This window comes from Rhodococcus sp. IEGM1339 (assembly GCF_050321925.1).
GTDB lineage: Bacteria > Actinomycetota > Actinomycetes > Mycobacteriales > Mycobacteriaceae > Rhodococcus > Rhodococcus pyridinivorans.
Map to the genome: position 1 here is coordinate 117673 of NZ_JBNQFT010000001.1, position 26255 is coordinate 143927.

Genomic DNA, 26255 nt, shown 5'->3' on the forward strand with positions numbered 1-26255 from the left:
GTCACGCCTCCTTCGCAGCGGTCGCGGCGACGAGACGACGCTCGTCGGCCACCTGCTGGATCGCGCCCAGACCGTTCACGCTCGGCTTGGACCAGAACTTCGACTTCGAGGCCAGGAACACCAGCGGCCAGGTCACCAGGAACACGACGACGACGTCGAGGATCGTGGTGAGGCCGAGGGTGAACGCGAAGCCGCGGACCTGACCGACGGCCAGGACGTAGAGCACGGCGGCGGCGATGAAGCTGACCGCGTTACCGGAGAGAATCGTGCGGCGGGCCCGTGCCCAGCCGCGCGGCACCGCGGAACGGAAACTCCGCCCCTCGCGGATCTCGTCCTTGATCCGTTCGAAGAACACGACGAACGAGTCGGCGGTCATGCCGATACCGATGATCAGACCGGCGACGCCGGCGAGGTCGAGCGTGAACCCGATGTATCTGCCGAGCAGCACCATGACCGCGTAGACCGCCATTCCCGAGAGAACGAGCGACAGCGCGGTGAGCAGTCCGAGCATCCGGTAGTACGCGAGGCAGAACAGGAGCACCAGCGCCAGACCCACCGCACCGGCGATCAGCCCGGCCTCGAGCGAAGCCAGACCCAGAGTGGCGGAGACGGTCTCGGCTTCGGATGCCACGAACGACAGCGGCAACGACCCGTACTTGAGGGTGTTCGCCAGCTCTGCGGCCTGCGTATTCGTGAACTGGCCGGTGATCGAGGTGGCGCTGCCGGCGGGGGTGGCGCCCTGGATCACGGGCGCGCTGACGACCTTCGAGTCGAGCACGAAGGCGACCTGCTGACCGATGTTCGCGGCGGTGAACTGCGCCCACGTATTGCTGCCCTCGCTGTCGAAGGTCAGGCTGACCTCGTAGCGCGACTGCTGCTGATTGAAACCGGAGGTCGCGTCCTCGATCTGCTGGCCGTCGATGATGCTCGGGCCCAGCAGGTAGATCGCGGTGCCGTCGGTCGAGCACGCGACCAGCGGAAGCGCCGGGTCGTCGTTGCCGGCGAGCGGGTCGGCCGCGGAGCAGTCGAGGGCGAGAGCCGCCGCCTGCTGCACGGCGGGGTCCTCGCTCTGACGGGTGGCCTTGGCCGTGGCGATGTCTGCAGCCGCCTGTTCCTGCGGCGTGAGCGAGCCGTCGTTCTCGGGAGCGTCGGGTGCTCCGGAGGGCTCGGCCGGAGCCTGGGGCGCCTCGACGGGGGCCTCGGGCGTCTCGGCCGGTGCCGGGGCATCGGTGGGCGCGGTGGGATCCTGCGCCGGGAACGGACGTCCCTGCGGTTCGGGTGCGTCGGCGGGCGGAGCCTGGTCGGCCGGCGCGGGTTCACCGGGTGCCGGTTCGGCAGGGGCCGGTTCTGCGGGCAGCCCGCCCTCGGGGGTACCGGCACCGGGCTGCTCGGCGAGATCCTCGGCGGTCATGTTCGCGTCGATCGGTCCCCCGATCACCGGCCTGATGTACAGCCGGGCGGTCTGGCCCAGCGTCCTGGCCTGGGCGCTGTCCTCACCCGGGACGGTGATCACGAGGTTGTCGCCCTCGACGATCACCTCCGAACCCGACACACCGAGCCCGTTGACGCGGGTCTCGATGATCTGCTGGGCCTGGCGGAGGCTGTCCGGACTCGGGCTGCTCCCGTCGGGGGTTCGCGCGGTGAGGGTGACGCGGGTGCCACCCTGCAGGTCGATGCCCAGCTTCGGGGTGGGCGACTTGTCCCCGGTGAAGAAGACCAGTGCATACAACGCGGCGAGAATCACCCCGAACAGGGCGAGAGCGCGCACGGGATGCACCGATCCGTTGGAAGGTGCCACGGTCTGTCAGTCTCCTCGATGCGAGTGAGTGGTGGTCGGGTGCAGTCGCGCGGCGCTCGGCACCGGCACCGGAGACTCCGGTGCCGAAACCGTGCGTCGCGAATCGGCTGTCAGTACTCGGTCGGACGTCCCTCCGGCGGGTTCGCATCGTCGTCCTTGCGGAGCAGATCCGGATCCTGCGGGGTCTCGGTCTCGACGCGCTCCCGGATGACCAGACGCGACCAGGTCGTGACGACACCCGGCGCGATCTCGAGATCGACGGTGTCGTCGGCGAGGGCGGCCACCGTGGCGTGCAGACCCGCGGTGGTCATCACGCGGTCGCCGATGCGCAGGGAGTCCTGCAGCGCCGTCACCTTCTGCATCTCCTTCTTCTGACGCCGCACGCCCAGAAAGGTCGGGACGAGCAGTGCCAGGATCAGGAGAGGGAAGAGCAGTTCCATCGTTGAAGTCAGTCCTCGGTCGTTGTCGGTGGGTGGTGACGCGAGCGACACCAGCGGGTCGTGGTGACGCATGCGGCACCACGACGTCGGGATCGGCCTCCACGGACCGACGCAGTAGACCAGTGTGCCATTCCCCGGGCGAGGGCCCTACCTCCGTACGTCCGGATCGTCCGGGTCGGACGGATCGACACCGCCCTCGAGGGTCGTGTCCGGGTCGTCCTCGAACAGCTCGAGCTGTGGTTCGCGCGCACGCACCTCGATGCCCCCGGTGGCGGCCTCCGGCGGCGGGGTGAGGCCGAGCTGCAACCAAGCGGCCTGCGTGGCCACACGTCCGCGCGGAGTGCGCGCGACCATGCCGGCACGGACCAGGAACGGCTCGCACACCTCCTCGACGGTGGCGGGCTCCTCCCCCACGGCCACCGCGAGTGTCGACACGCCGACCGGGCCACCACCGAAACTGCGGACGAGTGCGCCGAGAACGGCGCGATCGAGACGATCGAGACCGATCGGGTCGACGTCGTACACCTCGAGCGCGGCCTGGGCCACGGCCCGGGTCACGACACCGTCGGCGCGCACGTCGGCGTAGTCGCGGACGCGGCGCAGCAACCGGTTGGCGATACGCGGCGTGCCGCGGGAGCGACCGGCGATCTCCGCGGCGGCGTCGTCGCGGAGAGCGATCCCGAGGATCGATGCGGAGCGGTGCAGGATGCGCTGCAGCTCGGGGGGCTCGTAGAAGTCCATGTGCGCAGTGAAACCGAACCGGTCGCGCAGCGGGCCGGTGAGGGCACCGGAACGGGTGGTCGCGCCGACGAGGGTGAAGGGTGCGACCTCGAGCGGGATGGACGTCGCGCCGGGCCCCTTGCCCACCACGACGTCGACGCGGAAGTCCTCCATCGCCAGATACAGCATCTCCTCGGCCGGTCGGGCGATGCGGTGGATCTCGTCGATGAACAGCACGTCGCCCTCCGCGAGGTTCGACAGCATCGCAGCGAGATCACCGGCGCGTTCGAGCGCGGGACCGGAGGTCAGTCTCAGTGACGTGCCGAGTTCGGCGGCGATGATCATCGCCATCGACGTCTTGCCGAGACCGGGCGGACCGGACAGGAGGATGTGATCGGGAGTGCCGCCGCGCAGCTTCGCTCCTCGCAGAACGAGCTGCAGCTGTTCGCGGACCCGCGGTTGCCCGATGAAGTCGTCGAGACTGGTCGGGCGCAGACTGGTCTCGATGTCGCTGTCGGAGGGCAGATGCTCCGCCGTGACCGGCGACCGCTCGCGGTCGGCCGATGCAGCATCGAATTCGCGGGCCGCTCCTGAGGCCTCGAACTCACGGTACTCGTCGGTCACCGCGACCTACCCAGCAGCTTGAGCGCCGAGCGCAGTGCCGTCGAGACGTCGGCGCCCGGCTCCTCGGCAAGGACCTTGTCGGCGGCCGGTTCGGCCTGACGCGGCGTGAATCCGAGGCCGACCAGCGCCTCGACGATCTGGTCGCGCAGCGGCGAGGCACCGGCCGCGACAGGCGACGATCCCGTGGCGCCGAAGGCCGCGACCTTGTCGCGCAGTTCGACGATCATGCGTTCGGCGCCACGCTTGCCGATCCCGGGTACCCGCGTCAGCGCTGCGGTGTTGCCGTCGGCGAGAGCCGCACGCAGCGCATCGGGTTCGAGGACGGCGAGCGTGGCCATGGCGAGCCGGGGCCCGACGCCGCTGACCGTCTGCAGCAGGCCGAACAGTTCGCGCGCCTCGGCGTCCACGAAGCCGTACAGCGTCATGGAGTCCTCGCGCACGATCATCGCGGTGGCGAGTCTGGCCTGCTCGCCGCGCCGGAGACCGGCGAGGGTCGCAGGTGTGGTGTTGATCCGATAGCCGATCCCACCCGCCTCGATCACCACGTGGTCGAGGGCTATGTCGAGTACCTCGCCGTGTACCGAGGCGATCACCGGATACCTGCCTTCCGTGCGGCCGACTGTTCGCGCAGCCGCTCCTCGTAGCGTTTCTTCTGCTGGGCGGCCGCAGCTTCGGCGGCCGCGAGTCTGGCGATCAGCGGGGCCCGCCAACAGTGTGCGACGGCCAGCGCGAGCGCGTCGGCGGCGTCGGCGGGCTTCGGCGCGGCGTCGAGCTTGAGGATGCGGGTGATCATCGTGGTCACCTGCTTCTTGTCGGCCGTGCCACTGCCGGTGACCGCGGCCTTCACCTCGCTCGGCGTGTGGAACACGACCGGGATCGAGCGACGCGCCGCAGCCAGGGCGACGACGCCGCCGGCCTGCGCGGTGCCCATCGCGGTGCGCACGTTGTGCTGGGAGAACACGCGCTCGATCGCGACGACGTCGGGCTTGTAGCGGTCCATCCACTCCTCGACCGAGTCGGAGACCTTGAGGAGCCGGTGCTCGAGGTCGAGTTCGGGCGAGGTGCGGATGACACCGACGGCGACGGGGATCACGTCGCGTCCGCGTCCCGTGTCGACCATCCCCAGACCACATCGGGTCAGACCGGGGTCGACACCCATCACGCGCACCCGACTCACCTCTCGACACCCGAATACGGCCGGGTTTCCGACGCCTTCGACGGACCCGACCTTGCTTCGCACGATTGCGAACGCCTGTTCGAGAGCATAGCGGCCGGGATCGGGTGCCGGGAGACCGACACGCGACCCCGGCCGCTGTGACAAGTACGACGAGCGTCGCTCGTGGACGACTACGACGAGAGCGTCGCTCAGGCGTCGAGTTCGGCGAGGACGTCGTCGGAGATGTCGACGTTCGTGTAGACGTTCTGCACGTCGTCGCAGTCTTCGAGCGCGTCGACCAGCTTCATGACCTTGCGTGCACCCTCGGCGTCGACCGGCACCTCGACGGACGCCCGGAAATCGGGGTCGGCCGAGTCGTAGTCGATGCCGGCGTCGACGAGAGCCGTACGCACGGCGATCAGGTCGGACGCCTCGGAGACGATCTCGAAGGAGTCGCCGAGATCGTTGATCTCCTCGGCACCCGCTTCGAGGACGACCTCGAGGATCTCGTCCTCGGAGCGGCCGTTCTTCTCGAGCACGACGACGCCCTTGCGGGTGAACAGGTAGGCGACCGAACCCGGATCGGCCATGTTGCCGCCGTTGCGGGTCATCGCCGTGCGGACCTCGCCCGCGGCGCGGTTGCGGTTGTCGGTCAGACACTCGATGAGCAGCGCGACACCGTTGGGGCCGTAGCCCTCGTAGGTGATGGTCTGCCAGTCGGCACCGCCGGCTTCCTCACCGCCGCCACGCTTGCGGGCACGCTCGATGTTGTCGTTCGGGACCGAGCTCTTCTTCGCCTTCTGGATGGCGTCGAACAGGGTCGGGTTACCCGCCGGGTCGCCACCACCGGTCCGAGCCGCCACCTCGATGTTCTTGATGAGCTTCGCGAACATCTTGCCGCGCTTGGCATCGATGACCGCCTTCTTGTGCTTGGTGGTGGCCCATTTGGAGTGGCCGCTCATTCGCTTCGAGCCCCTTCCGGAGAAGTGTGGTCGGCGTCAACCGACAGGTCGGAGAGTCGATTCTACTCGCTCCCGGTGTGGGCCACCGGCACGGTGGCCGTGTCGTCATGTCGCCGAGGCCGTCGGGCGCACCCGAGGTCGGGTCGCGGAGCGCACGGTCTCCACGAACAGCCGATGCACGCGATGGTCACCGGTGATCTCGGGGTGGAAGGACGTCGCGATCACAGCGCCCTGCCGCACTGCGACCACCCGACCCGCCGCCGGCCCGTCCGGAACCGTGGCCAGGACCTCCACGTCGGGCCCGATCTCCTCCACCCACGGGGCTCGGATGAACACCGCGCGCACCGGCCCGTCGCCGAGACCCGTCATCGGCAGGTCGGTCTCGAACGAGTCGACCTGCCGGCCGAAGGCGTTGCGGCGCACCGCGATGTCGAGGGCGTCGAGGTGTTCGGCGTCCTCGGTGGTGTCGAGCACCCGGGAGGCGAGCAGGATCATGCCGGCACACGAACCGTAGGCGGGCAGCCCGGCCTCCAACCGGGCCCGCAGCGGTTCGAGCAGATCGAACACACGCAGCAGACGGCTGACCGTAGTGGATTCGCCTCCCGGAAGGACGATGCCGTCGACCTCGTCGAGTTCGCGTTCGCGACGCACCGCGATCGTCCGCGCGCCTGCCTCCTCGAGAGCGCTGCGATGTTCGCGGACGTCGCCCTGCAATGCCAGGACGCCGATCGTGGGAGAGGAAATGGTCACCGTTGCCTGCCTGTCCGTTCGGGGTCGCCGATGCGCAGGCACTTTGTAGGGACGTCTTCGTCGGGGACGCCCTCGTTCAGGACTCGCGCAGGTACCGCGTGAGTCCTTCCTGCACCACCGCCGCGACCATGTTGCCGTTGCGATCGAAGATCCGCCCCTGGGTCAGTGCGCGCCCCAGCCCGGCGGAGGGTGACGTCTGGTCGTAAAGCAGCCAGTCGTCGGCGCGGAACGGCCGCAGGAACCACATCGCGTGGTCCAGCGATGCACCCTGCGTCCGTTCGTCGTCGTGGCCGACACTCGCCGAGCCGAGCAACGTCATGTCGCTCATGTACGCGAGCGTGCACACGTGGAAGACCGGGTCGTCGGGGAGGATCTCGCGGGACTTGAACCACAGCTGCTGCTGTGCAGCCATCCTGCTCGACGAGTCCATCCGGTCGCGGGGAACGAACCGGAAATCCCATTCGGCCCATTCCTTCTTCGCCCACAGCAGGGTCGCGTCGTCGACCACAGTCTCCGGATCGGGCAGTTCCTCCGGAGCCGGCACCCGCGGAATCGTGTCCTGGTGCTCGATCCCCTCGTCGCGTACGTGGAACGACGCCGACATCGTGAAGATCGCCTTGCCGTCCTGGACGGCCGTCACGCGCCGGGTGCAGAAGGAGCGGCCGTCGCGGATCCGGTCGACGAGGTAGACGATCTGCATCGTCGGGTTCCCCGGCCGGAGGAAGTAGCCGTGCAGCGAGTGGACCCCGAATGCGGGATCGACGGTGCGGACCGCCGACACGAGCGCCTGACCGGCCACCTGACCACCGAACGTCCGCGGCAGCAACGTCTCCGTCGCTATGCCCCGGAAGATGTCGTTCTCGATCTGTTCGAGCGCCAGGATCTGCTCGATCTTCGCCATGGGAACTCCTTCTGTGCACCGTACGCAAGAAGGCTAGCTGCACGGAGGTGTGCCGAACGCCGTGTCCCCGGAAGGTGGCGAGAGAACCGGGATCGCTATCGAGTAGCGAATATGACACCCTCGGGAGAACGGAGGGGGTGCAATGCGACAAGTCACCGATATGGTGCGCAGGAACAGCGTGACGATCACGGGCAACCGACAGGGCCCGGTGGTCGTCCTCGCGCACGGTTTCGGCTGCGACCAGCACCTGTGGCGCCTGATGATCCCGCTGCTCGAACCCGACGTCACCGTGGTGCGGTTCGACCACGTCGGCTCCGGGCGTTCCGATGCGACCGCCTGGGACTCCCAGCGCTACTCGCGGATGGAGACCTACGCCGAGGACGTCGTGGACCTGTGCCGGAGCCTGGAGCTCGGGCAGGTGCTCTTCGTCGGCCACTCGGTGAGCGCATCGATCGGTGTCCTCGCGGCGGCCGCTGCCCCGGAGGTCTTCTCCGGTCTCGTGCTGCTCGCGCCGTCCCCGCGCTTCATCGACGATCCGGCCAGCGGATACCGAGGTGGGTTCAGCACCGGCGACATCGACGAGCTGCTCGAATCCCTCGAGGCGAACTATCTGGGCTGGACCGAGTCGATGGCGCAGGTCATCATGGGCAATCCCGAGCGACCGGAGCTCGGCGACGAACTCGCCGAGATTTTCTGCCGCACGGATCCCGAGGTGGCGCGCGTCTTCGCCCGGGTGACCTTCCTGTCCGACAACCGCTCCGACCTGGCCGCGGTGTCGGTGCCCACGCTCGTCGCCCAGTGCGCCCACGATGCGATCGCTCCGCGCGAGGTCGGTGCCTTCGTTCACGAGCAGATCCCCGGGAGCGAACTCGTGACCCTGAACGCGACCGGCCACTGCCCGCAGCTCAGCGCACCCGAAGAGACAGCAGCCGCGATCGCGGCGTTCGCGCGCCGATCGGGGTGACGGCGACGACCGATCGAACCCTCGATCCCCGTATCCGACACGGCGATGCGCTGTACGACAACGCGCCGTGCGGATTCCTGACGACGCTCCCGGACGGCCGGATCACGGAGATCAACCGGACCTTGACGGACCGGCTCGGGTTCACGAGCGACGAACTGGTCGGCAAGCGGTACTTCTCGGACCTTCTCAGCGTGGGCGGCCGCATCTACCACGAGACCCACTACGCGCCGCTCCTCCTCATGCACGGACAGATCAACGGGATCGCCCTCGAACTCGTCCGTGCCGACCGGACCCGGCTGCCGGTCCTGGCCGCCTCGGTGGTCGAGCCGGACGCCGAGGGCAGGCCCACGCTGATCCGCACGATGCTGTTCGATGCCCGCGAGCGCCGCGCCTACGAGACGGAACTGCTCCGTGCCCGTCGCGAGGCCGAACTCGAGCGTGAGCGGCTCCGCACGATCAACGCCACACTCCAGGCGACCCTTCTTCCGCCGAGCCTGCCCGCGGTACCGGGACTCGAGGTCGACGCGTACTACCACATCGCGTCCCCCGACGAGGTCGGCGGCGACTTCTACGACCTGTTCCCCGCGCGCGCCGGCACGTGGGGGCTGTTCCTCGGCGATGTGCGCGGAAAGGGCGCTCGCGCAGCGGCGGTGACGTCGATCGTCCGCTACACGCTGCGCGCCGCGGCGGTCCACGAGACGGTCCCGTCCGCGGCGCTCAGGACGCTCAACACCACCCTGCTCGACGAACGCGACAGCGAAACGCGAGCCCCCTTCTGCACGCTCACCTTCGGCACGGTCGCGCCCGATCCGGACACCGGACGGGTCGACATCCGTCTCGCCTCGGGTGGGCATCCGCCGCCGCTCCTCGTGCGCGCGAACGGCAACGTCGACTATCTCCCCACGATCGGCGGACAGCTGATCGGAATGCTGCCCACGCCGCGGCTCGTCGAGCACACCTTCGCGCTGCGCCCCGGCGACACGCTGCTGCTGTACACCGACGGGGTGACCGAGGCTCTCGTCTCCGGTGAGACCCGTGAACGCTTCGGGGAGGACCGACTCCTCGAGCACGTCCTCGCATCGAAACCGACGAGCGCGGCGGAAGCGGTCGGGGCCGTCCGCGAGGCGCTCGCGACGCTCGGGGCGGGCGTGCAGGACGACGTCGCCCTGCTCGCCCTGCACGCGCCCCGGTAGAACGATCACCAGCCGCGTTCGGCGAGCCGGTGGGGCTGCGGGATCTCGTCGACGTTGATACCGACCATCGCCTCGCCGAGGCCCCGCGAGACCTTCGCGAGCACGTCGGGATCGTCGTGGAAGGTGGTGGCCTTGACGATCGCGGCCGCACGCTGGGCGGGGTTGCCCGACTTGAAGATTCCGGATCCGACGAACACGCCCTCGGCCCCGAGCTGCATCATCATCGCGGCGTCGGCGGGGGTGGCGATGCCACCGGCGGTGAAGAGGGTGACGGGCAGCTTGCCGGCGCGGGCGACCTCGACGACGAGGTCGTAGGGGGCCTGCAATTCCTTGGCGGCGACGTAGAGCTCGTCCTCGGGAAGCGAGCTCAGGCGCCGGATCTCCTGGCGGATCCGGCGCATGTGGGTCGTGGCGTTCGAGACGTCGCCGGTGCCGGCCTCGCCCTTGGAGCGGATCATCGCCGCGCCTTCGTTGATACGGCGCAGTGCCTCACCGAGATTCGTTGCGCCGCACACGAACGGCACGGTGAACGCGAACTTGTCGATGTGGTTCTCGTAGTCGGCGGGGGTGAGCACCTCCGACTCGTCGATGTAGTCGACCCCGAGGGCCTGCAGGACCTGCGCTTCGACGAAGTGGCCGATGCGCGCCTTGGCCATGACTGGGATCGAGACGGCCTCGATGATGCCGTCGATCATGTCGGGATCGCTCATGCGCGACACGCCGCCCTGCGCGCGGATGTCGGCGGGCACGCGTTCGAGGGCCATGACCGCCACCGCGCCGGCGTCCTCGGCGATCTTAGCCTGTTCGGGGGTCACCACGTCCATGATCACCCCGCCCTTGAGCATCTCGGCCATGCCACGCTTGACGCGGGCGGTACCGGTGACGGGGGCGGTGTCGGGGCTGGTCACGATGGGAGTCCTCCTCGGTGGACGGATCGGCGAAAGCTGCCGGCGCACGGGCGACGGGCAGCGGAACCGAGCCTAGGGGCGCAGCCGAACCGGTCCTATAGCCAGTTCGGAACAACTGGACTGCCGCACACCGGTCCACTCCTCGGACGGGGACTGAAGATCCTGCGCATTCCCGAAAGGTACCGTCCAGTTTCGCGAACTGGATCTCTACGTGAGAGGCCCTGCGGCCGGACCGAAAGGGTTCAAAATTTCACCGGATCGCGCGGATCTCCGGCTCCAGCCGCCGCGTCGCGACCTGCCTCGCCTCATCGAGGAGCTCGGGCAGATCGTGCGGGTAGACCGGGTTCCCGGACCGCACCAGCGCCTGCAGTTCGACGTCGTCGAACCAGCGATGGTCGAGGCGCATGCTCCGTTCGAGATCGGTGAAGCCGTCTGCAGCGGGTTCGAAGGACGGCACCCGCACCGAGAAGAACAGCTCCTCCGAGTGCAGGACCTCACCGTTGAACGGGAAGACGGCCACGCGCCGCCACATCGGCCCGCACAGGAGGTCGCGCTCGACCCGCAGACCGGTCTCCTCGGCGAGCTCCCGGAGCGCGGCCGTCGCCAGGTCCTCGCCGGGCTCGACGGCGCCACCGATCGTGAACCAGAAGTGCCGCTCGGGCACCGCGGGGTCGTGTCCGCGCAGCAGCAGGACCCGGCCGTCCTCGTCGAGCACGACGACGCGAGCCGACGTGCGTGCCCGATCCGGCACCGAGGTGGTCCGCGAAGCGGGAGCAGGGGCCGCTCCTGAGGAAGGGGACGTGCCGGGAACGGCCGGAGGCGCGGTGGCGACCGCACCCGCCCGCTCGGCAATCTCGAAATAGGTGGGCAGCGGCGCGGTTCCCCCGAGGTGCAACCAGCGGACCGGCCGTCGGGTGCGCAACGCCAGGGTGTCGCGCACCGCGTCGTTGTGGAAACGACGGGCGATGAGCACCCGCGCCTCCGCGTCGGCGAGCTCGGCCACGAGTTGGGGGCGCAGCCGGCCGGTCTCGAGCCGTGCCAAGGAGGCCGACAACGCGTTCTCGGCCTCCTCGCGCCGGGCGCGGTCCGCACGTTCGGCAGTATCGGCGAGCAGGGCGAGAGTGCGTCCCTCCGGGACCGGGATCGACGCCACGATGCTCCGCACGACCGCCGCGCGACGCGCCAGGGCCGCATCGAGTGCCTGCCAGGACAGATCCGAGCGCATATGGAGGCGGTCGAGTCGGTTGGCGGTGGAATAGGCCCACACACCGATCGCCACGACCACGGCGGCGATCAGCGACAGGACGAGGATCGTCACCGCGCTGACGGTCACGACCGGACCTCCCGCACCGGGCCGGCACCGACGGTGACGGTCTCGTAGACCCGCAGGATCTGATCTGCGACCACCGGCCAGTCGTACGCTTCGACCACCGTGGATCCGAAGTCGACCAATGCCTGCCGGCGGTCGTCGTCGTCGAGGACCTCGAGGAGTCCACGCGCGAGCGCATCGGCATCGGCGACCGGGACGAGGACCCCGGCCTGCCCGTCGCGCAGTACCCGGCGGAAGGCGTCGAGCTGGGAGGCGACGACCGCCGTCCCCGCGGCCATGGCCTCGACGAGCACGATGCCGAAGCTCTCACCACCGAGGTTCGGCGCGCAGTACACGTCGGCGCTGCGCATCGCGGACGCCTTCTCGTCGTCGTCGACCTGCCCGAGCAGCCGCAAGTGTCGGAAGTAGCGTCCCGCTTCCTTCCGCAAGCGGTCCTCGTCACCGCGCCCGACCACGAGGATCTCGATGTCGGGATGTCGGGCGACGAGCGCCGGCAACGCGCCGAGCAGGATCTCCATGCCCTTGCGAGGTTCGTCGTACCGGCCGAGGAAGAGCACCGTGCGGCCCGCTCGCGGGTAGCCCGGCAGCAGCGGGGCGTGCCGGAAGAACGGCACGTCCACACCGTTGGGGATCTCGACCGCATCGGCACCGAGAGAGGTGACCTGCCACCGCCGGGCCAGCTCGGACACCGCGATCCGGCCGCTGATCTTCTCGAGATAGGGCTGCAGGACACCCTGGAAGGTGCTGAGCACCAGCGATCTCGTCGTCGACGTGTGGAAGGTCGCGACGATCGGTCCTTCCGCCACCTTGAGCGCGAGCATCGACAGGCTCGGCGCGTTCGGTTCGTGGATGTGGAGGACGTCGAAATCGTTGTCGTTGATCCAGCGGCGGACCCGGGCATAGGAGACCGGACCGAAACTCAGGCGCGCGACGGACCCGTTGTACGGGATCGCGACGGCGCGACCGGCGGAGACGACGAAGTCGGGCAGGGGCGTCGTCTCCGACGCGGGTGCCAGCACACTCACCTCGTGCCCGCGGCCGATGAGGACCTCCGCGAGATCCACGACGTGTGCCTGTACTCCACCGGGAACGTCGAAGGAGTACGGGCAGACCATCCCGATCCTCACCTACGCCTCCATCCGGGCGCGGCGAGCCTCCGACAAGTCGTCGAGCCACAACGGCTGCAGCATGTGCCAGTCCTCGGGGTGGGCGGCGATGTTGGCGGCGAACCGGTCGGCGAGGGCCTGTGTGGCAGCGTCGATCCCGACACTCACGTCGAGCTCCGGATCCACGCGGAACCCCCAGCCGTCCTCGGTGAACCAGCAGTGCACCGGCAACAGTGCCGCACCGGTGTCGATGGCCAGTTTCGCCGGTCCGGCGGGCATGCGGGTGGGTTCGCCGAAGAAGGTGACCGGCACTCCCTTGCGGGCGAGGTCGCGTTCGCCGAGCAGGCACACGATCCGGTTGTCGCGCAACCGCGCGGCAAGCTTCCCGAACGGCGGCGTCTCCCCGCCGCTCGAGGGGAAGATCTCGAAACCGAGACCCTCGCGGTAGTCCACGAAACGGCGGTAGAGGGACTCCGGACGCAGGCGCTCGGCGACCGTGGTCAATCCGCCGAAGTAGCGGACGCACCACACGCCGGCGAGATCCCAGTTCCCACTGTGGGGCAGCGCCAGGATCGCGCCGCGACCGGCGGCGAGCGCCGCCTCGATGTGCTCACGGCCCTCGATGGACGAATCGATCGACTTCGCGGTCGCGTCGAGATCCATCGACGGCAGGCGGAACGCCTCGCGCCAGTAGCGCGCGTAGGACCGGACCGACCGGCGGATCAGATCGTCGGGCACCTCGTGCGGCTGCACCCCGAGCACCCGCGCGAGGTTGCGGCGCAGTTGCTGCGGTCCGCCGCCACGGCGCGCCGCATGGTCGGCGCCGGCGTCGAACAACCGTCGCGCGACGCCGTCGGGCAGTGCCCGGACCAGGCGCCAGCCACCCGCGTACGCGAGATCGGACGCCTTCTCGCCGACACTCACTGTGCTCCCCCGTCGTCCCGGGTCTCCGTCGTCCCCCCGGCCGGGGGCGTGATGGGAAGCAGTTCGCGCGCACCCGCGGAGTTGCGGACGGCGAGCACCCGCTGGAAGACGGTGATCACCGATCCGACGACGAGCAGCCACATGGCGATGTGGATCGCCCAGTCGAGTCCGAGGCCGGTGAGACCGGCGCCGACGAGCACGATCACGAGCCGGTCGGGTCGTTCGATCAGACCGCCGTCGGCGGACAGTCCACTCGCTTCGGCCCGCGCCTTCGCGTACGAGATGACCTGCGAGGTCACCAGACAGAGCAGGGTGGCGACGAACAGCGGACGGCTCTGCTCGTGGTAGACGGCCCACCACGCGAGACCGGCGAAGATCGCGCCGTCGGCGACCCGGTCGCAGGTCGCGTCGAGAACCGCGCCGAAGCGCGTTCCGCCACCGCGGGCCCGGGCCATGGCTCCGTCGAGCATGTCGAACATGACGAAGAGCCAGATGACCATCGCACCCCAGAACAGGTGTCCCATGGGGAACAGGGTCACGGCGGCGGCGATCGTGGCGACGGTGCCGACGAGTGTGACGGCGTCCGGAGTCAGGCCGGTACGGATCAGCGCCTTGCCGAGCGGCGCGGTGACCTTCGACACCGACGCACGCCCGAAGAAGCTCAGCATCCCGCGACCCCTGTCTTCCTGTCCGACCGTTGTGTCCGGAATCCGATCCTGCCACGAGTAGGGCCGGAAATGCGCAGTCGGCCCGCAGCGGATCGACACGCGAACGGCACCACGGCCGTACGATGCGATCGCGACGACTCGGGGAAGGCTGTCACTCGTCCCATGCCGAGGCGAGCAGTGCACGGGTGTCGCGCAGCAACTGCACCATGACCTTCGACCCACCGAGGACGGTGATGAAGTTGGCGTCGCCGCCCCAGCGCGGCACGACGTGCAGGTGGAGATGCTCGGCCAGCGAGCCTCCCGCCGCGGCACCGAGGTTGAGGCCGACGTTGAAGCCGTGCGGACGCGAGACGCGCTTGATGACGCGGAGCGCCCGCTGCGCGAACTGCATGAGTTCGGTGCTCTCCTCGGGCGTCAGGTCCTCGAGGTTGGCCACCCGGCGATACGGTACGACCATCAGGTGCCCCGGGTTGTACGGGTACAGGTTGAGCACCGCGTACACCGTTTCACCGCGAGCGACGACGAGACCTTCCTCGTCGGACATCTTCGGGATATCGGTAAAGGGTTCGTACGGCTCGTCGCGACCTCGCGGGGACTCGGTGATGTACGACATCCGGTGCGGCGACCACAGGCGCTGCAGGTGGTCGGACTCCCCCACACCGCGATCGACCATCGACGCGGGACTGTCGTCGGTCGCGGGGATGTCGGCCGGCCCCGGAGTGCGATCGCCCGTCACGACGGGCTGCCTTCCCCACCGGAACCGACGAGCTCGGCGGTGGGCGAGGCGTTCTCGCGGCGACGGACCCATTCGGTCACGATCCGCACGGCCTCGTCGACCGGCACGCCGTTGACCTGCGTGCCGTCGCGGAAACGGAAACTGACCGCGCCCGCCGCGACGTCGCGCTCACCGGCGAGCAGCATGAACGGCACCTTCTGCGTGGTGTGGGTGCGGATCTTCTTCTGCATACGGTCGTCGGAGACGTCGACCTCGGCCCGGATCCCCTGAGCCTTCAGCTTGCCCACGACGTCGAACAAGTGGTCCTCGAAGTCCGCGGCCACAGGAATGCCCACGACCTGGACGGGCGAGAGCCACGCCGGGAAGGCACCGGCGTAGTGCTCGGTGAGCACGCCGAAGAACCTCTCGATCGACCCGAAGAGCGCCCGGTGGATCATGACGGGCCGGTGTTTCGCCCCGTCGGTGCCGGTGTACTCGAGCTCGAATCGCTCCGGCAGATTGAAGTCGAGCTGGATCGTCGACATCTGCCAGCTGCGGCCCAGGGCGTCCTTGACCTGCACCGAGATTTTCGGACCGTAGAAGGCCGCACCGCCCGGATCCGGGACGAGGTGCAGACCCGAGGCCTCGGCGACCTCACGCAGGGTGTCGGTCGCGACGTCCCACAGCTCGTCGCTGCCGACGAACTTCTTGGGATTCTTCGTCGACAGTTCGAGGTAGTAGTCGTCGAGCCCGTAATCCTTCAGCAGGTCGAGGATGAACTTCAGGACGCTGGTGAGCTCGTCGCGCATCTGCTCCGGGGTGCAGAAGATGTGCGCGTCGTCCTGCGTCATGCCGCGCACACGGGTGAGCCCGTGGATCACACCGGACTTCTCGTAGCGGTAGACGGATCCGAACTCGAACATGCGAAGCGGCAGCTCGCGGTACGAGCGGCCTCGCGACCGGAAGATCAGGTCGTGCATCGGGCAGTTCATCGGCTTGAGGTAGTAGTCCTGACCCGGCTTGCGAACCGTGCCGTCCTCGTTGAGCTCCTCGTCGATGTGCATCGCCGGGAACATGCCGTCGCGGTACCAGTCGAGGTGACCGGAGACCTCGTAGAGGTGGCCCTTGGTGATGTGCGGCGAGTACACGAACTCGTAGCCGGCCTCGACGTGCCGCTGACGCGAGTAGTTCTCCATCTCCTGGCGGATGATGCCGCCCTTCGGATGGAAGACCGGCAGTCCCGAGCCGAGCTCGTCGGGAAACGAGAACAGGTCGAGTTCGGTGCCGAGCTTGCGGTGGTCGCGGCGCTCGGCCTCGGCGAGGAGTTCGAGGTGCGCGTCGAGCGCCTCGGTGGACTCCCAGGCCGTGCCGTAGATGCGCTGCAGGCCGGCGTTGTCCTGGTCGCCGCGCCAGTAGGCCGCGGAACTGCGCGTGAGCTTGAATGCCGGGATGAACTTGGTGGTGGGCACGTGCGGGCCGCGGCACAGGTCCTTCCAGACGAGCTCACCCGTGCGGGGGTTGAGGTTGTCGTAGATGGTCAGTTCCTTGCCGCCGACCTCCATCACCTCGGGGTCCGGCTCGAAGTCACTGCTTCCTGCCTTGTCGTCGATGAGTTCGAGTTTGAACGGTTCGTCCTTCAATTCCTCGCGGGCGTCCTCGAGGCTGTCGACGACGCGACGCGAGAAGCGCTGGGCATCCTTGACGATCTTCTTCATCCGCTTCTCGAGCTTCGCGAGATCTTCGGGCGTGAAGGGACGCTCGACCTGGAAGTCGTAGTAGAAGCCGTCGCAGATGGGCGGGCCGATGCCGAGCTTCGCCTCTGGAAACTCCTGCTGCACGGCCTGTGCGAGCACGTGGGCGGCCGAGTGGCGGATGACGCTGCGACCGTCCTCGGTGTCGGCGCCGACGGCCTCGACCTCGACGTCCGATTCCGGCGTCCACGAAAGATCGTGCAGCGTGCCTTCGGAGTCGCGGACGACCACGATCGTCTCGGGTCCCTTGGTGGGCAGACCCGCGTCACGGACCGCCGCGCCCGCAGTGGTCCCCGCGGGCACCCGGACGATCGTGGCTGGTTTCGCGGATGCGGGCGTGGTCACTGTGACGGACTCCTCGGCTCGATGCCTGATACGTGGTCGTCGCCGGACGCGTGCTGCGGTCGACGATCGCGAGCACACGGCAACTTCATCATGCTATCGACATCCGCCCGGGCAGCGAACACAGGGAGCCGAGCGGAGAAACTCAGAGGTGGTTGAGACCCGTGAGCACCCGTTCGAGCAGTTCGACGTTCGGTCCCACCTTGTCGGCCGTGCGGTGCACGGTGATCTCGCCGGTCGCCGCGAGATCCCCGACGAGCACGCGCGCGACACCGAGCGGGATCTGCGCGAGGGCCGCGATCTCCATGATCGATCTCGGCTGGGCGCACAACGCCAGCACGAGGCGATGCTCGTCCATCGCCGGACCGGACTCACTGCCCATCGCGGAGGGGACGGCCGACACGAGCACTTCGAGAGGCAGCTCCACCTCGGCTCGGGTGCGTCCCCCGCTCCGCACGAACGGGCGCACGAACGACGACGTCTCTGGCTGGTTCATGTCCTCGATTCCCACACTGGTCCCGGTGCCCGCATTCCGGCCGGCCGGCTGCGCTGCACCGCCCGACAACACTCTGTCGACCGGCTGCGCTGTGTCGACCGGCTGCGCTGCGGGACGGTACATCTCGGCTGCCGTGACCTCGTCCACGACGGGGCCCGGCTCGCGGTGATTCCGTACCGGCACGGCGTGATCCGCCGGCCGCCGACGTCGACGGGACCGACCGGATCCGAATCTCGCTCCGGTCGCCCCCACGACCGGCCATTCGCTGTCCGCAACGCTCATCCGGACGTGCCCTCCTCGACGACCACGATCCTGCCATCACTACGCGCACTTCGGCCACAAGCACCACAGCTGTGCCCACACGACACGCGTGGTCGGGCCCGAGGGGGCCGTTGCGGTTCGAAGGAAACAAGCGCTCGCGGGCGACCACCCGACCGGGCGCCACGCACGCTCAACGATTTCATCAAGGTACGAAAAAAGGCACCCCTGCGGGGGTGCCTTTCGTCACTGCCGATCTCGGTGGTCCCGGCTGGGATCGAACCAGCGACCTCCCCGGTGTGAACGGGACGCTCTTCCACTGAGCCACGGGACCGGGCCGCTCCGCAGCGGCTCGAACGAGATGGAACACTAACACGCTCCCGCCATGAAGACGAATCGCCTGGTCCCAGCGTTTCGACGCGGATGTTCCGTGTAGCGCGTTCGGGTGGCGCCTCTCGCGCGCGTACGCGAGCGGGCAGGAGACCGTGCTCGTAGAGACGAGAAGGCGCACCCGGAGCCCCGGGACGTGGACGGCCCTCGACTCGGGAGGACCGGGGAACGCAAGTGTCGGCCGGAGCGACACGAGCGGGGGACGCGGGCTCGGCCTCCGAAGCCCTATTCGTCGCCTCCCGCAGGGGTCATCAGCCCGTCACCTTCGCGAAATCTGCCGGTTTTCTGCCGTTGACCTGCGGATTTGTGCGTTTCGTAGATGCTCGGCTACTGTTTTGAACCGCACCACGGAGAGCACGACGCCGAACGGTGCGAATGCGGATGTAGCGCAGCTGGTAGCGCATCACCTTGCCAAGGTGAGGGTCGCGGGTTCGAATCCCGTCATCCGCTCGAGAGGTTGGACTCGACCTTTTACGGTGGAGTGGCCGAGTGGTGAGGCAACGGCCTGCAAAGCCGTGCACACGGGTTCGATTCCCGTCTCCACCTCGCGCGATTAGCTCAGCGGGAGAGCGCTTCCCTGACACGGAAGAGGTCACTGGTTCAATCCCAGTATCGCGCACCAGGTTCGACCAGCACGTGGGCCGAGCCGGTTCACCGAAAGAACGTGCACATGCGGATGTAGCGCAGCTGGTAGCGCATCACCTTGCCAAGGTGAGGGTCGCGGGTTCGAATCCCGTCATCCGCTCCATTCCGGCGATCACCATGCCGGCGCGATTAGCTCAGCGGGAGAGCGCTTCCCTGACACGGAAGAGGTCACTGGTTCAATCCCAGTATCGCGCACAGAAGATGAAGGCTCCCTTCGAATTTCGAAGGGAGCCTTCATTCGTTCGTGGAGACGCATTCGTTCGTGGAGACCGCCGATCGTCCGGGCCACCCGGTGAGAATCCGGCAACGGGTGATCCGGTGCGGAGGTATTCCCCCGCACCGGACCGGCGCGTCACGCGCCGAGCGTGTTGATCCCCGCGATCATCGCCCGCAGCGACGACTCGTTGCCGGTCTCGCCCGTGCCCATCACCCAGGTCGTGCGCTCGCCGGAGCGGCACAGCAGGAAGGTCGCGGACATCTCACCGAGGTCGTGGCGGTGGAACGACAGGATCTCGATGTTCAGCCCGAGGTCGTACAGCATCGCGGTCATCGCGGCGATCGGTCCGCAGGTCGTGGCGGATGCCGTATGGATCGTGTCGCCGATCGCGATCGTCGCCTCGAAGGCGCTGCGTCCCGCACCCAGGGCCGTCGCGGTCCAGCCACCGAGGCGGACCGGGCCGTGCTGCGCACCGTAGGTGGATTCGAACTCCGTCCAACTCATGCCGGAGGCTTCCTCGCGCAATCCCCGAGGAAGGCCGCGTCCGTAGCGGGCGAAGAACGGATCGGCATCAGGGGTGCCAGAGGGGAACATCGGAGCGAAACCCGAGAAGGAGGTGAAGGCGTTCATCGTTCGTAGTGGTCTTCCACGAGAAGGAAGGACCGACGCGTAGCTCAACGACCCGCAGCGAGGGGTCGGTCCGAATCAGACCCCGCTACGGCGGTGAACTACGAGTACGCGCTTCATAGCCGCGACGGTACAACGCACCGACATTTCGTGCAAGTCGCATCCACGGGACCGTGTGACGCAACCGTGACCACGGTCGCTGGAACCTGAGGGATCCCTCATGTAGCGTGGATGTTGCCATCCCCCCGATGGTGTCGAACCCCAGCCATGACCCCCCATCCAAGGCTGGGGTTCAGCCATATCCGGACCCTTCTCCGTCTCGCGTCCGGGCTCGTGTCTCCGTCTCGCATCGACACGCGGGGCACCTGCCGTATCGTCCCGTCCGAGTGCTTCACTGGTGTGCATGTCCATGCCACCACTCGAAGAAGCAGTCTCCGTCGACGAGGCGGGCATCTGGGACGCCGAGGCGATCGCTCAGGTCGCCGCCGCGACCTTCCCGCTCGCCTGCCCTCAGGACGCCGCCGAGGACGACATCGCCGACTTCATCGAGCGCACCCTCAGCGCGGAGAAGTTCGCCGAGTACCTGTCCTCCCCCGAACGCATCGTTCTCGAGGCGCGCGCGGGTGAGGAGATCGTCGGTTATCTGATGGCAGTGGACGCCGCTCCCGAGGATCCGGCGATCGACGCGATGATCACGGCGCGGCCGGCGATCGAGATCAGCAAGCTGTACGTGATGCCGGGCCATCACGGTTCCGGAATCTCTGCGGCGCTCATGGATGCGATCGTCGCGCGGGCCCACACACTCGGGCGTGTGGGCCTGTGGCTCGGCGTCAACCAGGAGAACACCCGCGCCCGGCGCTTCTACGAGAAGCAGGGCTTCGAGGTGGTGGGCACGCGCACGTTCGTCGTGGGGGCGCAGACGCACGACGATTTCGTCATGCAGCGCACCCTCCGAAGGGATGCCGGCCGGTGAGCCGGTGATGGGGTGAAGGTCGACCCGGCGCGCATGAGCGCCGGGTATCCGATCAGCCCGCGGCAACCTCGAATCGGGACAGCGCCAGCAGACGGGACGTCGCGCGCAGGTACTTCTTGCGGTAGCCGCCCGCGAGCATCTCGGGCGTGAAGATCTCGTCGAGCTTGGCGCCGGAGACCGTCACGGGGATGCTCGCGTCGTACATGCGGTCGGCGAGGACCACCAGACGCAGGGCCACCGACTGGTCCTTCGCCGGGTGCACACCCTCGAGGAAGACGGCGGGGACACCCTCGACGAGCTTGCCGTAACGGGACGGGTGCAGCGTGCTCAGGTGCGCGCACAGCTCGTCGAAGTCGTCGAGCGTCGCACCCGGGATCGCGTCGGCGCGCTCGGTGAGCTCTGCCGAGTCGACCGGATCGGGTGCAGGCGGCAGGTCGCGGTGACGGTAGTCGGGGCCGTCGACGCGGATGGTCTCGAAGATCGACGCGAGCTTCTTGATCTCGCGCAGGAAGTCCTGTGCCGCGAACCGTCCCTCACCCAGCTGGCCGGGGAGCGTATTGGAGGTCGCGACGATCGAGACGCCGCGGGCCGACAGTTCGGTCAGCAGGCGCGAGACGAGCATGGTGTCGCCCGGATCGTCGAGTTCGAACTCGTCGATGCACAGCACGCTGTGGTTCGACAGCTCCTCGACGGCCTTGTTGAACCCGAGGGCGCCGACGACGTGGGTGAGCTCGACGAACGTGCCGAAGGCCTTGGGCGCGGGTGCGCTGTGGAAGATCGAGGCGAGCAGGTGGGTCTTGCCCACGCCGAAGCCGCCGTCGAGGTAGAGGCCGGCCCCCTGCGGCTGGGAGCGGCGGCCGAACAGGCCGCGCTTGCCGCCGCGGATCTTCCCGATCTTGCCGACGAACTCCGCAGCGGTCGTCACCGCGGCCGCCTGGCTCGGCTCGTTCGGATCCGGAATGTACGACTCGAAGCTCACCTCGTCGAACATCGCGGGGGGCACCATCTGCGCCACCAACTGGTCTGCAGGCACCACCGGATTGCGGTCGACGAGACGTTCGTGCATCAGCCCAGGGTACGACCGCATCATGCTCGGATCCTCACTCGAATCCGGAATGCGACCTACTTCACACGGCGTTCACCTCCGCGTCATGCACCGGGAGGACACTTCGGATCGGCCGCTCGACCACCGGTTGCGCGCGGCCGCCGGTGAACCTGGCAGGCTGTGCGCATGCGCAGATCGGGAGTGATCGCCGCGATGTTGATCACGGTTGCCGCGGCGTCGACCGCGTGCGGAGCAGGACCGTCGATACGTCCCGACGTCGCCGTGGTGCGCGACGATCCCGGTGTCGCCGTCGACGGGACCCCGCAGGACGAGACCGAGGTACCCGAACTTCCGGTGCCGTCGGCCGAACCGGCGTGGCGGAACTGCACGGACGAGACGCTCTCCTCGTTCGACGCACCGCCGGGTGCCCAGGGCCTCGTTCTCGAGTGCGCGGAGGTCGTCGCCCCGATCGATGCGGCCGGCACCGTGACGGGCACCTTCCCGCTGGCAGTCATGCGCGCACGACTGCCCGACACCCCCACCGACGTGGCGCCGCTGGTTCTCACGACCGGCGCCGACGTCGCGTCGACGCGCGCACTGACCGCCATGGCGACCGGCGCGATGTCGGGTGCACTGGCGATGCGTCCGATCGTCGCGGTGGATCGGCGCGGGATCGGCAACTCGCTCGCGATCGACTGCATCTTTCCTGCTGATCGTCGCGGTCTCGGCGATCTCGGACAATTCGGCCGCACCGGCGATGCACCCGAACGCGTCGCCGATCTGGGTCGTCAGGCGACCGTCTCGTGCACCGACTACCTGCAGCCGCAGCAGCTGATGTTCGGCGCATCACACGCCGCCGACGACATCGAACGCCTCCGGCAGGCATGGGGCGTGGACCGGATCGGTCTCCTCGGGGTGGGGAACGGTGCGACGGTCGCGCTCGCCTACGCCGCCGCCTATCCGGGCGCGGTCGGCCGTCTCGTCCTCGACTCCCCCGCCGCGGCCACCGCCGACGCCGAACTCATGGCCGAGTCGCAGGCCCGCGGCGCGGAGGCCGCCGTCGATGCCTTCGCCCGGCAGTGCACCGCCCTCGACTGCGCCCTGGGCGACGATCCGCGCGCGGCGATCGAGGATCTGCACGAGCAGGCCACCGAGGGTGAACTCGCGCCGGTCTCGGCCAATTCCTTCCTCACGGCGCTGACGGGTGTCCTCGGCACGCCGCGCGCCGATCTGCAGGCCCGCGTCCGTGAGGTGGCGGACGTCCTCGCAGCCGCGCGGGACGGCGATGTCATGCCGCTCATCGAACTGGTCGGTGTGGCCGAGGAGAGGCTCTCGACGGACGGTCAGTTCGTCGCCCGGTGCAGCGACGGACAGCGCTGGCCGACCCCGACCCACGCGGGCGATCTCGCCCGGAGTTGGTCCACCCTCTATCCGCTGTACGGCGCGGATCTGGCGACGGGCCTGACGGCATGTGCGGCGTGGCCGAGCCTGCCTCCCCCGCCGCTGCCGGCGGCGCTCGACGTGCCCGTGCTCGTCTCCTCGGGGGCCGCGGACCCGGTCGTGGGCAATGCCGGCGTGGAGTCGGTGACCGGTGTGCTCACCGCAGGCGGTATCGCCTGGGCGTCACTGTCGTGGCAAGGTGCCGGTTACTCGGCGGTCCTGCACTCGGGATGCGTGCAGGCGCGGGTGGAGACCTATCTGTCCGACGGAGAACTTCCACCCAACGGGAGCCTGTGCCCCGCGTGACGTTCCCCGGTCGGGGGCAGGGCGTGTGCACGGGTCCGCAGGCCCGCGGTGTACCGTGCCGTAGTGTTCCTCAGAAGTCTCGAACCCCGGACCGCACGCACGACCGCCGAGGTGGTCAAGGCTGTGGTGTGGCCCCTGGCCATACTGACGGTTCTGCACCGGGTCGTAATCAAAGCGGTCAACGGGTTCCGGACGGACGACTTCACCCCGGTCTACAACGCCGCGCTGGCCTTCCTCAACCGCCGGCCGGTGTACACCGCCGAGTTCCAGTGGGTCGATCCCCACTACCTCTATCCGCCTTCCGGCACGTTGTTGATCGCCCCGATCGCGGTGATCGACCCCGAGCGGTCGCGGTGGTTGTTCATCCTCGCCAATGCGATCGCGATCCTCGTCGCGCTCTACCTGTTGCTGCGCATGTTCGGTCTGCGACTCGATTCGCCGATCGCGCCGGTGCTGGTCTTCGCCGCGTTCGCGTCCGAGACGGTGACGAACACGCTCGTCTTCACGAACATCAACGGTCTCGTCCTGCTCGGCGAGATCGCGTTCCTGACGCTGCTGCTCAAACGACGTGATCTGTGGGCGGGGGCTGCGCTCGGCCTGACCTTCGCCGTCAAACCGATCCTCGCTCCCCTGCTGTTGCTCCCGCTCGTGCGCGGACAGTGGAAGGTCTTCATCACCGCCGCGGGTGTCCCGATCGCGCTGACGATCATCGCGTGGCCCCTGTCGGTCGACGCGTGGCAGTTCGTCGAGCACACCGTGCCGTACCTGCTCGAGTCCCGCGACTACTTCAACAGCGCGATCGTCGGCAACGGCATGTACTACGGGCTCCCGGCCTGGCTGATCTTCGGTCTGCGGGCGGTGCTCGCGGTGATGGTCGCGGTGTCGGTGTGGTTGCTCTACCGCTACTGCCGCCACGACGAGGTGTTCTTCGTGTGCACCGCCGGCGGTGTGTTGCTCGCGGCTTCGTTCCTGCTCGGATCGCTCGGCCAGATGTACTACTCGATGATGCTGTTCCCTCTGCTGATGACGGTGCTGCTGCCGAACTCCGTGATGCGGAACTGGCCCGCCTGGCTCGCCGTCTACGGCTTCCTGAGCTACGACTCGTGGCTGTCGAACCGGTGGGTGGAGGCCGGGCGCGCGGCGGAGTACATGAAGACAACCTTCGGCTGGTCGCTGCTGCTCATCGTCGTCTTCGCCGTCCTGCTCGACCGTTACCTCGTCGCGAAGCGCGAAGGGCGCCTGGCGGACGGCATCGAGCCGTCGCACCTGCTCGAGGAGAAGCAGCCCGCACGGACGTGATCGTCCGTGCCGGTGCAGACGTGACGCGCGCGCCGAGCGCGGTTAGCGTGGAGATCATGACGTCTGCTCCTCGATCCGAACCCGCACCCAAGGTCGTCCACACCGACGAGGAATGGCGCGCGAAGCTCACTCCCGCCGAATTCGCCGTGTTGCGTCAGGCCGGCACCGAGCGCCCCTTCGTCGGCGAGTACACCGACACCGAGACCGAGGGCATCTACGAATGCCGCGCGTGCGGTGCCGAACTGTTCCGCAGCACCGAGAAGTTCCACTCCCACTGCGGGTGGCCGTCGTTCTTCGACCCCGCCGACTCCGACGCCGTGATCCTGCGCGAGGACAACTCGCTGGGCATGCGGCGCATCGAGGTGGTGTGCGCGACGTGCCACAGCCATCTCGGGCACGTCTTCGAGGGCGAGGGTTACCCGACGCCCACCGACAAGCGGTACTGCATCAACTCGATCTCCCTGCGCCTGGTTCGGTCGGAGTGATCCCGGCCGCGGCCAGCGCGGTCCACAGTGCGTCGTGCCGCTCGGTGGTCGGTGTCGGTTCGACGAGTTCGAACGCGCATCCGATCGACCGGGCGGCACCGTCCGCCTTCTCGCTGTCGCCGATCATCAGCGTCCGTCGCGGGTCGACACCGAGTCTGTCGACGGCGTGGCGGAAGATCTCCGGTTCGGGCTTGACGGCGCCCACCTCGAAGGACAGCGCGAACACCGACACGAGGTCGTCGATACCGAGCCGCGCGAAGGCCGGCCGCAGGTCGAAGGCGATGTTGCTCACCACGCCGACGGCGATCCCGTCTCCAGCGAGCGCCTCGATGACGGGGACGGTGTCGGGATAGACGGTCCAGCAGTCGGGGTCGGTCACCTTCTCGTAGAGCGCCTGTGCCTGTTCGGGATCGGCCACGCCCGATCTGCGCAGCACCGTCAGGTAGGCCTCGCGGTGCCAGCGCGGTTCGCGGTCGCGGTTGGTCCACGCGTGGTGCTCGTCGGCGTCCATCTCGACGGGCTGCCCGACGGGTTGCGTCAGCCGCCGCATGAGTTCGGCCTGCCAGTGCACGTCGAAGGGTCTGCCCTCGTGGTCGGTGACGTCCGCGAGCCAGCTCTCGTCCTCCTCGAGCCGGAACAGGGTGCCGGAGAAGTCGAACAGGACGGCATCGAAGGGGGTCTCGGCCATGTCCCGAGGCTAACGGCTGAGCGACAGTGGCAGGTCGGCTCGGCTCGATCTCCTCGAGCAGTCGCATCGCCGCCATCGCGGCGGGCCGGCCGCTCGCAGGGAATGTCCCGATGCGGACCGAGTCATGTGGCGCG

General features: G+C 68.5%; 25 protein-coding genes and 6 tRNA genes. 11 read left to right on the forward strand and 20 right to left on the reverse strand.

From position 1 onward, the window contains the following. Position 1: 1 nt before the first annotated feature. The 8 genes from secD to ACQR3U_RS00600 form a co-directional block, all read right to left on the reverse strand. Positions 2-1798: a protein translocase subunit SecD gene (gene secD / locus ACQR3U_RS00565; protein ID WP_006551393.1), complete on the reverse strand. Its 1797-nt coding sequence runs from the start codon at positions 1796-1798 to the stop codon at positions 2-4. 110 nt (positions 1799-1908) lie between these two features. Next, the gene (gene yajC / locus ACQR3U_RS00570; RefSeq protein WP_006551392.1) at positions 1909-2238 is read right to left on the reverse strand and encodes a preprotein translocase subunit YajC; all 330 of its coding nucleotides are present in this window, start codon (positions 2236-2238) and stop codon (positions 1909-1911) included. 147 nt (positions 2239-2385) lie between these two features. Then, positions 2386-3483 carry a Holliday junction branch migration DNA helicase RuvB gene (ruvB, locus tag ACQR3U_RS00575; protein WP_230809613.1) on the reverse strand — a complete coding sequence of 366 codons (1098 nt, stop codon included), beginning with the start codon at positions 3481-3483 and terminating at the stop codon, positions 2386-2388. 95 nt (positions 3484-3578) lie between these two features. Then, on the reverse strand, positions 3579-4175 hold the full coding sequence (ruvA, locus tag ACQR3U_RS00580) for a Holliday junction branch migration protein RuvA (RefSeq protein ID WP_006551390.1): 597 nt from the start codon (positions 4173-4175) through the stop codon (positions 3579-3581). Beyond that, positions 4172-4750, reverse strand: coding sequence for a crossover junction endodeoxyribonuclease RuvC (ruvC, locus tag ACQR3U_RS00585; protein WP_230809614.1), 579 nt, complete (start codon positions 4748-4750; stop codon positions 4172-4174). The genes ruvA and ruvC overlap by 4 nt, the downstream gene beginning before the upstream one ends. Positions 4751-4947: 197 nt before the next feature. Beyond that, positions 4948-5700 (reverse strand): YebC/PmpR family DNA-binding transcriptional regulator, encoded by a 753-nt coding sequence (locus ACQR3U_RS00590; protein ID WP_006551388.1) that lies wholly within the window; start codon positions 5698-5700, stop codon positions 4948-4950. Positions 5701-5805: 105 nt separating this feature from the next. Further along, positions 5806-6444 carry a pyridoxal 5'-phosphate synthase glutaminase subunit PdxT gene (pdxT, locus tag ACQR3U_RS00595; protein WP_230809615.1) on the reverse strand — a complete coding sequence of 213 codons (639 nt, stop codon included), beginning with the start codon at positions 6442-6444 and terminating at the stop codon, positions 5806-5808. Between the two features lie 82 nt (positions 6445-6526). Next, positions 6527-7351 carry an acyl-CoA thioesterase gene (locus ACQR3U_RS00600; RefSeq protein WP_006551386.1) on the reverse strand — a complete coding sequence of 275 codons (825 nt, stop codon included), beginning with the start codon at positions 7349-7351 and terminating at the stop codon, positions 6527-6529. A gap of 142 nt (positions 7352-7493) precedes the next feature. Here ACQR3U_RS00600 and ACQR3U_RS00605 point away from each other — a divergent pair, with 142 nt between their 5' ends. Together ACQR3U_RS00605 and ACQR3U_RS00610 are read left to right on the forward strand one after the other, a co-directional pair. Beyond that, complete coding sequence (locus ACQR3U_RS00605) at positions 7494-8315, forward strand: alpha/beta fold hydrolase (protein WP_230809465.1); 822 nt, start codon at positions 7494-7496, stop codon at positions 8313-8315. Further along, complete coding sequence (locus ACQR3U_RS00610) at positions 8312-9508, forward strand: SpoIIE family protein phosphatase (RefSeq protein ID WP_230809466.1); 1197 nt, start codon at positions 8312-8314, stop codon at positions 9506-9508. The genes ACQR3U_RS00605 and ACQR3U_RS00610 overlap by 4 nt, the downstream gene beginning before the upstream one ends. A 5-nt stretch (positions 9509-9513) precedes the next feature. Here ACQR3U_RS00610 and pdxS read toward each other — a convergent pair whose 3' ends face one another. The 9 genes from pdxS to ACQR3U_RS00655 form a co-directional block, all read right to left on the reverse strand. After that, entirely contained in the window at positions 9514-10416 is a 903-nt protein-coding gene (pdxS, locus tag ACQR3U_RS00615) for a pyridoxal 5'-phosphate synthase lyase subunit PdxS (protein ID WP_006551383.1), read from the reverse strand. A gap of 250 nt (positions 10417-10666) precedes the next feature. Beyond that, complete coding sequence (locus ACQR3U_RS00620) at positions 10667-11749, reverse strand: NUDIX hydrolase (RefSeq protein ID WP_230809467.1); 1083 nt, start codon at positions 11747-11749, stop codon at positions 10667-10669. Further along, complete coding sequence (locus tag ACQR3U_RS00625) at positions 11746-12873, reverse strand: glycosyltransferase family 4 protein (protein WP_230809468.1); 1128 nt, start codon at positions 12871-12873, stop codon at positions 11746-11748. The genes ACQR3U_RS00620 and ACQR3U_RS00625 overlap by 4 nt, the downstream gene beginning before the upstream one ends. Beyond that, on the reverse strand, positions 12874-13776 hold the full coding sequence (locus tag ACQR3U_RS00630; RefSeq protein ID WP_019289236.1) for a phosphatidylinositol mannoside acyltransferase: 903 nt from the start codon (positions 13774-13776) through the stop codon (positions 12874-12876). After that, entirely contained in the window at positions 13773-14444 is a 672-nt protein-coding gene (pgsA, locus tag ACQR3U_RS00635; RefSeq protein ID WP_019289235.1) for a phosphatidylinositol phosphate synthase, read from the reverse strand. The genes ACQR3U_RS00630 and pgsA overlap by 4 nt, the downstream gene beginning before the upstream one ends. A 151-nt stretch (positions 14445-14595) precedes the next feature. Then, on the reverse strand, positions 14596-15117 hold the full coding sequence (locus ACQR3U_RS00640) for an HIT family protein (RefSeq protein ID WP_050993481.1): 522 nt from the start codon (positions 15115-15117) through the stop codon (positions 14596-14598). 59 nt (positions 15118-15176) lie between these two features. Next, complete coding sequence (gene thrS / locus ACQR3U_RS00645) at positions 15177-17255, reverse strand: threonine--tRNA ligase (protein WP_230809469.1); 2079 nt, start codon at positions 17253-17255, stop codon at positions 15177-15179. 142 nt (positions 17256-17397) lie between these two features. Continuing rightward, on the reverse strand, positions 17398-18030 hold the full coding sequence (locus tag ACQR3U_RS00650) for a DUF742 domain-containing protein (RefSeq protein ID WP_230809470.1): 633 nt from the start codon (positions 18028-18030) through the stop codon (positions 17398-17400). 238 nt (positions 18031-18268) lie between these two features. Beyond that, positions 18269-18340 (reverse strand) — tRNA-Val (locus ACQR3U_RS00655). A gap of 433 nt (positions 18341-18773) precedes the next feature. Between ACQR3U_RS00655 and ACQR3U_RS00660 the strand changes: the two genes are divergently transcribed. From ACQR3U_RS00660 to ACQR3U_RS00680, 5 genes are all read left to right on the forward strand, one after another. Next, positions 18774-18846 (forward strand) — tRNA-Gly (locus tag ACQR3U_RS00660). Between the two features lie 25 nt (positions 18847-18871). Further along, positions 18872-18942, forward strand: a tRNA-Cys gene (locus ACQR3U_RS00665). 1 nt (position 18943) lies between these two features. Further along, positions 18944-19018: transfer RNA gene (locus tag ACQR3U_RS00670), tRNA-Val, on the forward strand. 50 nt (positions 19019-19068) lie between these two features. Next, positions 19069-19144, forward strand: a tRNA-Gly gene (locus ACQR3U_RS00675). Positions 19145-19164: 20 nt separating this feature from the next. Next, positions 19165-19236 (forward strand) — tRNA-Val (locus ACQR3U_RS00680). A gap of 157 nt (positions 19237-19393) precedes the next feature. On the opposite strand, the gene ACQR3U_RS00685 is transcribed toward ACQR3U_RS00680, so the two are convergent. After that, entirely contained in the window at positions 19394-19888 is a 495-nt protein-coding gene (locus tag ACQR3U_RS00685) for a 2-isopropylmalate synthase (protein WP_006551375.1), read from the reverse strand. Positions 19889-20288: 400 nt separating this feature from the next. Between ACQR3U_RS00685 and ACQR3U_RS00690 the strand changes: the two genes are divergently transcribed. Then, on the forward strand, positions 20289-20858 hold the full coding sequence (locus tag ACQR3U_RS00690) for a GNAT family N-acetyltransferase (RefSeq protein ID WP_006551374.1): 570 nt from the start codon (positions 20289-20291) through the stop codon (positions 20856-20858). Between the two features lie 52 nt (positions 20859-20910). On the opposite strand, the gene zapE is transcribed toward ACQR3U_RS00690, so the two are convergent. Beyond that, a complete protein-coding gene (gene zapE, locus ACQR3U_RS00695) occupies positions 20911-21924 on the reverse strand; it encodes a cell division protein ZapE (RefSeq protein WP_006551373.1) in 1014 nt (337 codons plus the stop codon). A gap of 165 nt (positions 21925-22089) precedes the next feature. Between zapE and ACQR3U_RS00700 the strand changes: the two genes are divergently transcribed. The 3 genes from ACQR3U_RS00700 to msrB all read left to right on the forward strand — a co-directional run bounded on the left by ACQR3U_RS00700 (position 22090) and on the right by msrB (position 25433). Then, positions 22090-23649 carry an alpha/beta fold hydrolase gene (locus ACQR3U_RS00700; RefSeq protein WP_033096718.1) on the forward strand — a complete coding sequence of 520 codons (1560 nt, stop codon included), beginning with the start codon at positions 22090-22092 and terminating at the stop codon, positions 23647-23649. A gap of 63 nt (positions 23650-23712) precedes the next feature. Beyond that, positions 23713-24948 (forward strand): glycosyltransferase family 87 protein, encoded by a 1236-nt coding sequence (locus tag ACQR3U_RS00705; RefSeq protein WP_230809471.1) that lies wholly within the window; start codon positions 23713-23715, stop codon positions 24946-24948. Positions 24949-25004: 56 nt separating this feature from the next. Then, positions 25005-25433, forward strand: coding sequence for a peptide-methionine (R)-S-oxide reductase MsrB (gene msrB / locus ACQR3U_RS00710; protein ID WP_033096717.1), 429 nt, complete (start codon positions 25005-25007; stop codon positions 25431-25433). Here the strand turns inward: msrB and ACQR3U_RS00715 are convergent. Further along, positions 25396-26121 (reverse strand): HAD family hydrolase, encoded by a 726-nt coding sequence (locus ACQR3U_RS00715; RefSeq protein ID WP_230809472.1) that lies wholly within the window; start codon positions 26119-26121, stop codon positions 25396-25398. The genes msrB and ACQR3U_RS00715 overlap by 38 nt on opposite strands. Positions 26122-26255: the final 134 nt, after the last annotated feature.

What these genes read in the sequence shown, in the direction of transcription:
- ACQR3U_RS00590 (WP_006551388.1), bottom strand. Translation starts at nt 5,700, where the DNA reads ATGAGCGGCCACTCCAAATGGGCCACCACCAAGCACAAGAAGGCGGTC.
- ACQR3U_RS00600 (WP_006551386.1), bottom strand. Translation starts at nt 7,351, where the DNA reads ATGGCGAAGATCGAGCAGATCCTGGCGCTCGAACAGATCGAGAACGAC.
- ACQR3U_RS00685 (WP_006551375.1), bottom strand. Translation starts at nt 19,888, where the DNA reads ATGAACGCCTTCACCTCCTTCTCGGGTTTCGCTCCGATGTTCCCCTCT.
- ACQR3U_RS00650 (WP_230809470.1), bottom strand. Translation starts at nt 18,030, where the DNA reads ATGAGCGTTGCGGACAGCGAATGGCCGGTCGTGGGGGCGACCGGAGCG.
- zapE (WP_006551373.1), bottom strand. Translation starts at nt 21,924, where the DNA reads ATGCACGAACGTCTCGTCGACCGCAATCCGGTGGTGCCTGCAGACCAG.
- ACQR3U_RS00605 (WP_230809465.1), top strand. Translation starts at nt 7,494, where the DNA reads ATGCGACAAGTCACCGATATGGTGCGCAGGAACAGCGTGACGATCACG.
- ACQR3U_RS00715 (WP_230809472.1), bottom strand. Translation starts at nt 26,121, where the DNA reads ATGGCCGAGACCCCCTTCGATGCCGTCCTGTTCGACTTCTCCGGCACC.
- ACQR3U_RS00700 (WP_033096718.1), top strand. Translation starts at nt 22,090, where the DNA reads ATGCGCAGATCGGGAGTGATCGCCGCGATGTTGATCACGGTTGCCGCG.
- pgsA (WP_019289235.1), bottom strand. Translation starts at nt 14,444, where the DNA reads ATGCTGAGCTTCTTCGGGCGTGCGTCGGTGTCGAAGGTCACCGCGCCG.
- ACQR3U_RS00640 (WP_050993481.1), bottom strand. Translation starts at nt 15,117, where the DNA reads ATGGTCGATCGCGGTGTGGGGGAGTCCGACCACCTGCAGCGCCTGTGG.
- msrB (WP_033096717.1), top strand. Translation starts at nt 25,005, where the DNA reads ATGACGTCTGCTCCTCGATCCGAACCCGCACCCAAGGTCGTCCACACC.
- ACQR3U_RS00690 (WP_006551374.1), top strand. Translation starts at nt 20,289, where the DNA reads ATGTCCATGCCACCACTCGAAGAAGCAGTCTCCGTCGACGAGGCGGGC.
- yajC (WP_006551392.1), bottom strand. Translation starts at nt 2,238, where the DNA reads ATGGAACTGCTCTTCCCTCTCCTGATCCTGGCACTGCTCGTCCCGACC.